The 4,540-nt window shown below is 40.1% G+C and carries 6 protein-coding genes; 3 read left to right on the plus strand and 3 right to left on the minus strand.

Going from position 1 to position 4,540, the window contains the following annotated elements; all coding sequences use genetic code 11:
- Positions 1 to 143: 143 nt before the first annotated feature.
- Entirely contained in the window at positions 144 to 908 is a 765-nt protein-coding gene (locus QZY09_RS17820) for an SDR family NAD(P)-dependent oxidoreductase (protein WP_295674581.1), read from the plus strand.
- Positions 909 to 918: 10 nt separating this feature from the next.
- On the opposite strand, the gene QZY09_RS17825 is transcribed toward QZY09_RS17820, so the two are convergent.
- Entirely contained in the window at positions 919 to 2,001 is a 1,083-nt protein-coding gene (locus QZY09_RS17825; protein WP_295674583.1) for a fatty acid desaturase, read from the minus strand.
- Between the two features lie 85 nt (positions 2,002 to 2,086).
- Positions 2,087 to 2,410 (minus strand): hypothetical protein, encoded by a 324-nt coding sequence (locus QZY09_RS17830; RefSeq protein ID WP_295674586.1) that lies wholly within the window; start codon positions 2,408 to 2,410, stop codon positions 2,087 to 2,089.
- 561 nt (positions 2,411 to 2,971) lie between these two features.
- On the opposite strand from QZY09_RS17830, the gene QZY09_RS17835 reads away from it, so the two are divergent.
- Positions 2,972 to 3,169: a cold-shock protein gene (locus QZY09_RS17835; protein ID WP_096354219.1), complete on the plus strand. Its 198-nt coding sequence runs from the start codon at positions 2,972 to 2,974 to the stop codon at positions 3,167 to 3,169.
- Positions 3,170 to 3,444: 275 nt separating this feature from the next.
- Positions 3,445 to 3,636: a hypothetical protein gene (locus QZY09_RS17840; protein ID WP_295674591.1), complete on the plus strand. Its 192-nt coding sequence runs from the start codon at positions 3,445 to 3,447 to the stop codon at positions 3,634 to 3,636.
- 23 nt (positions 3,637 to 3,659) lie between these two features.
- On the opposite strand, the gene QZY09_RS17845 is transcribed toward QZY09_RS17840, so the two are convergent.
- Positions 3,660 to 4,540 (minus strand): DUF6596 domain-containing protein (locus QZY09_RS17845; RefSeq protein WP_295674593.1); only part of this gene is annotated, 881 nt, incomplete at its 5' end.

The raw sequence follows: 4,540 nt of genomic DNA on the forward strand, positions 1-4,540 counted from the left end.
AAAAATATTTTATAAATATTTTTGCTTTAATAATTGGTGGTTTATTGCCAATCTGTGTAAATAACGAAGTATTTACGTGGGAAGACTTATTCATTTTTGACGATAAATTATTTTATTTTATAGGATAAACTGTACTTTTAAAAATGACTTTTGATTTTTCAGGTAAAAATATTGTTATTACCGGGGGCACTCGTGGTATTGGCAGGGCTGCAGCGGAGCTGTTTGCAGCATCGGGCGGTAACGTCATACTCACTTACCGTTCTGACGCGCAGACCGCCGGGCAAACTTTAAGGGAGTTAGCCGGGGAAGGGCATCAAATTTATCAACTTGATGTGAGCGACCAGGATGCCATACAAAACTTTTTCAAATGGTATTCCGAACGTTTTGGTAAGCTGGATGTAATGGTAAATAATGCAGGCGTATTTCTTGAACACAAGATACTGGAAACGGATTTTGAAAACTGGCAGAAAAACTGGGAAGAAACCATAAAAGCGAACCTAACCGGGCCGGCCAACATGTGTTTTTTTGCAGCAAAGCTGATGGCCAGGCACAAATATGGGAAGATTATTAACATATCCTCGAGAGGAGCTTTCAGAGGCGAACCGGATCACCCGGGCTATGGCGCCAGTAAAGCCGGCTTAAATGCGATGAGCCAATCGCTTGCAATTGCTTTGGCGCCCAGTGGCATCAGCGTACATATTATAGCGCCTGGTTTTGTGGAAACAGAAATGGCGGCAAGTGCATTAAGCGGCGAGCAGGGTGTTGCTATAAAAAGGCAAAGTCCGTTTGGCAGGGTGGCAAAACCCGAAGAGGTGGCCCGTTTAATTGCCGTCTATGCCAGCGATGGTTTGGAATTTACCAGCGCCGGCATAGTCGACATTAATGGCGCTTCTTATTTAAGAAGCTGAACCATACAAATCATATTGCTTCTGTAATCAACTTTTCACCGCTTTCAACAGGAATAGTACCCGTCGTTTTCTGCTCCAGGTAAGGTTGATGGTATTTGGCGTAAAATTGTTTTTTTGAATCCTTATAACTGCTGATAGCGCCAAGACGGTTCATCAAACGGATATAATACCAGGCCATATCTACCTGGTGAGGCATAAAGCCACTGCGTGCGCTGCGCGGGAACAGGTGATGGTTATTATGCCATTCTCCGGCTACAAAACCCGGCCATATCTGGTTTACAGACATGTCATTCCTGTTAAAATCTATACCATCGCGTTGTTTGTCCTTACCTTTGCCATGTCCTTCATAATTAAATGTACGTACACCAATAGCCCAAAAGCCTGCGGCGCCAAATAACGTACATGCTAAAGCGTTGCCGCCCATCAGATAAAATGCAAGGTACCAAAACGACCAGTTGAGCACCCATGATAAAATCGCGCGGTTGGGGTTAACATAAGACCCCCATTTTTGATATTGCGCATAGGTATTACCTGTTACCCCGGTATGTTTCATTAATAATTTTACGCGGTTGTATTCCGCTTCGGTAAGGTTCTTTGCTATAGGTTGGTGGTTTACATCCGCCAAAAAACAATATAAAAAGCCACCGTATGCGTTATATGGATCGCCTGGCGTATCGGATTTTGCATGGTGCACATGGTGCGATACGACATAAATTTCTTCAGGGATCACATTGATCGTAAGGTTCTGCGTAAAAAACCGCCAGAAATTATTTTTGAATTTATAAGCCCCATGCGTACAATACCGGTGATGCCAAACTGTGCCATGCGTACCCATTATGATCATGCTGTAAGCAAAGGCCGCGAGCAACATCCAGGGACTCATGAATTTAAATACAAAAAGAAAAAAGAAAGGCATAAAACACAACACCTTAAGCCAGCTAAAAAAAGGAAGCCAGTTTTTACGGGACTTAAAAACATTAAGTCTGGAGAAGAATTCCCGTATGATCCTTCCGTTACTGGGTTTAACCAGGTCGCCTTTGGCATCCATCCATCCATACGATGGTGGTTGCAGTACAGTGTCTAAAAATGGCATTATTTTATAGTTTATTAATTAGGGTACAAATTGGAATTTGGCGCGGAGCCATTCATTTTTTTTATAATGAATACGCAGAGAGTTATTAGTGCCTGGCTCGTTTTGGGTTAAAGGCAATGATATATTTCAGTTCGCTGTTTAAAATAGTCTGGCTGTTCATCAGTTCTTCATCTTTGCTTAAAGGCGAATTCAGGGCAGATTTTACAGATTGAAAAACCTGTAGCAGAATGTCCGAAAATGCTTTACTTGCCACGGCCGGATAATAGTCTTTTTGGATTCGCACCCTGTCGGTTTCCGATACCAGGCTCACTTCCCAGGTATCGTCGGCTTTAAAACCATGTTCTTTTGCCTCGTTCATCAAATCATACACATAAGTCATGGTTTGGACCTTTATTGCTGCTAAATCCATTATTATTTTAATTTATTGTAAATTGTTTTTTTGTTGCAGGCAGTTTCGAAATTGAATGCTGCGTTTTTTGAAGCCCTGAAAGCTAAGTAACGATTAACCCCGCCGGGGATTAACTCCTTTTTAAAGTCTTTTTTCATTCTATGCTGGTTAATGCTTAAATATCACCGCATTATTATCCAGGCAATGTCTAAGAATTTAAATTGGAATAGTGGATTTGTTAAAGGTAAGTAAAATTATTGAATTGATGTTGATTTTATCCGTAAAAAAACCTATTCCTGATAGGTGTTTTTTATTGAAAAATGGTAAACCTGTTATACCTTGTCGAACAGGCATTTACCATTCCTACTACTATATAAACACCTTGATAATTTATTTATTGCAGCCAGGCGCACTTTTATTTAAACCTACATGGTATTAAACCTACGCTGAACTTTTTTTAAAATAATATGAAAAAAATTTCTTTTTATTTTCATAAATATAAATAATTGTTAAATTTTTTTATCAAAAGTAAATTATACCATTATTTATGACTACCTTGTCAGCTTATTAATAAATAATTTAATGCAAAAAGAAGGAACAGTAAAGTTTTTCAATACCCAAAAAGGGTTTGGATTCATTTCACAGAACGATAACAGGAACGAAATTTTCGTTCACTCTACCGGCTTAATCGATAGCATCCGTGAAAATGATAAAGTACAATTTGATGTTGAAGAAGGCAAAAAAGGCCTGAACGCAATAAATGTAAAAGTTATCAACTAATTTATTTTAGTTTTATCGTAAGAGCACTTGCCCTTTTAATGGCAGGTGCTTTTTATTTATAATTGAATACAGAATCAGGAGTCAAAATCCAGGAATCCAGGCTGAGGGCCGCGAACAGAAGAAATCTTGAACTCCGAATGACGAATATCGAATGCTGAAGGTTAATTTATGATCCGTCATTCCTTGTTTGCCGCTCCCGTCTTATTGTCTTGATTCCTGAATCTTGACTCCTGGCTCTTAATAAAAACAACATGGCTAAATCAAAATCAACATTCATGAAAAAAGAGCTGGAAAAGAAAAGGCTCAAGAAGAAAGAGGACAAAGCGTACCGCAAAGAAGAGCGGCTTAAAAATGCAACGGGCGGCGACCTTGACAGCATGCTTGCTTATGTAAATGAAAACGGTGAGATTGTGTCAACCCCTCAAACAAAATCAATCGTCGAAGAAGACGAACCCGCAACTCACTAAAATAAAGTCTCCCTGGCGACAAATTAAAGTTTCTTTATTTTATTTTGCATCGCCTGTTTGTCGGCCTGTGTTTTTGCCAATGAAAAAGCTTTTTCAAAATTTTGTTTTGCTTTTTCATTGTCAATACCGGCATAAAGTTCGCCAAGCAGGGCAAAGTAAAACTGGTTATCAATAAGCTTAAGTTTCTCCGCTTCTATAATTGCTTCGGCCTTTCCATTTGCTTTTGAAAGCGCATATGTTCTGTTAAGCGCGGCAATGGGTGAATACTCCAATTGGAGCAGCCTGTTATACAACTGCAAAATACTTTGCCATTTTTCGCGGGTATCGGCTTTTTGGGTATTCCACCAGGCGATGCCCGCCTGCAGGTGGTAAGTTGATAGTTCTGTGCCGACCGAGGCACATTTAAAATAATAAGCGCCTTTACCCAATAGCTCCATATTCCATAAACCGGGATCCTGGTCATCATATAAAACCAATTCTCCGTTTTTATTTAACCTTGCTTCAAACCTTGAGGCATGAAAACACATCAGGGCAAGCAAAGCATAAACCTGCGGTTTACAGGTGCTTTTATTTTCGATTAGCATGTTGCATAAACGCATGGCTTCGAGGCAAAGATCCTGCCGGAGCGTTTGGTTTTGGCTTACCGAATAATAGCCTTCGCTAAAAAGCAGGTAAACGGTGGTTAGTACGTTTTCAAGCCGTTCTTCAATTTCTGCAGGGCCCGGAAACCCGATCTTTATCTTCTCTTCCCTTAATTTTTCCTTAGCACGGTAAAGCCGTTTATTGATGGTTTCTTTATTTGATAGAAATGCTTCTGCGATCTCGTCGATGCCAAAGCCGCAAAGTATGCGTAATGATAAGCCAATCTGCGCCTCGGGGGATAAAGCAGGTTGACAGATAGCAA

Origin of the sequence: uncultured Mucilaginibacter sp. (genome assembly GCF_903913935.1) — a bacterium.
In the GTDB taxonomy this organism is placed as follows: domain Bacteria; phylum Bacteroidota; class Bacteroidia; order Sphingobacteriales; family Sphingobacteriaceae; genus Mucilaginibacter.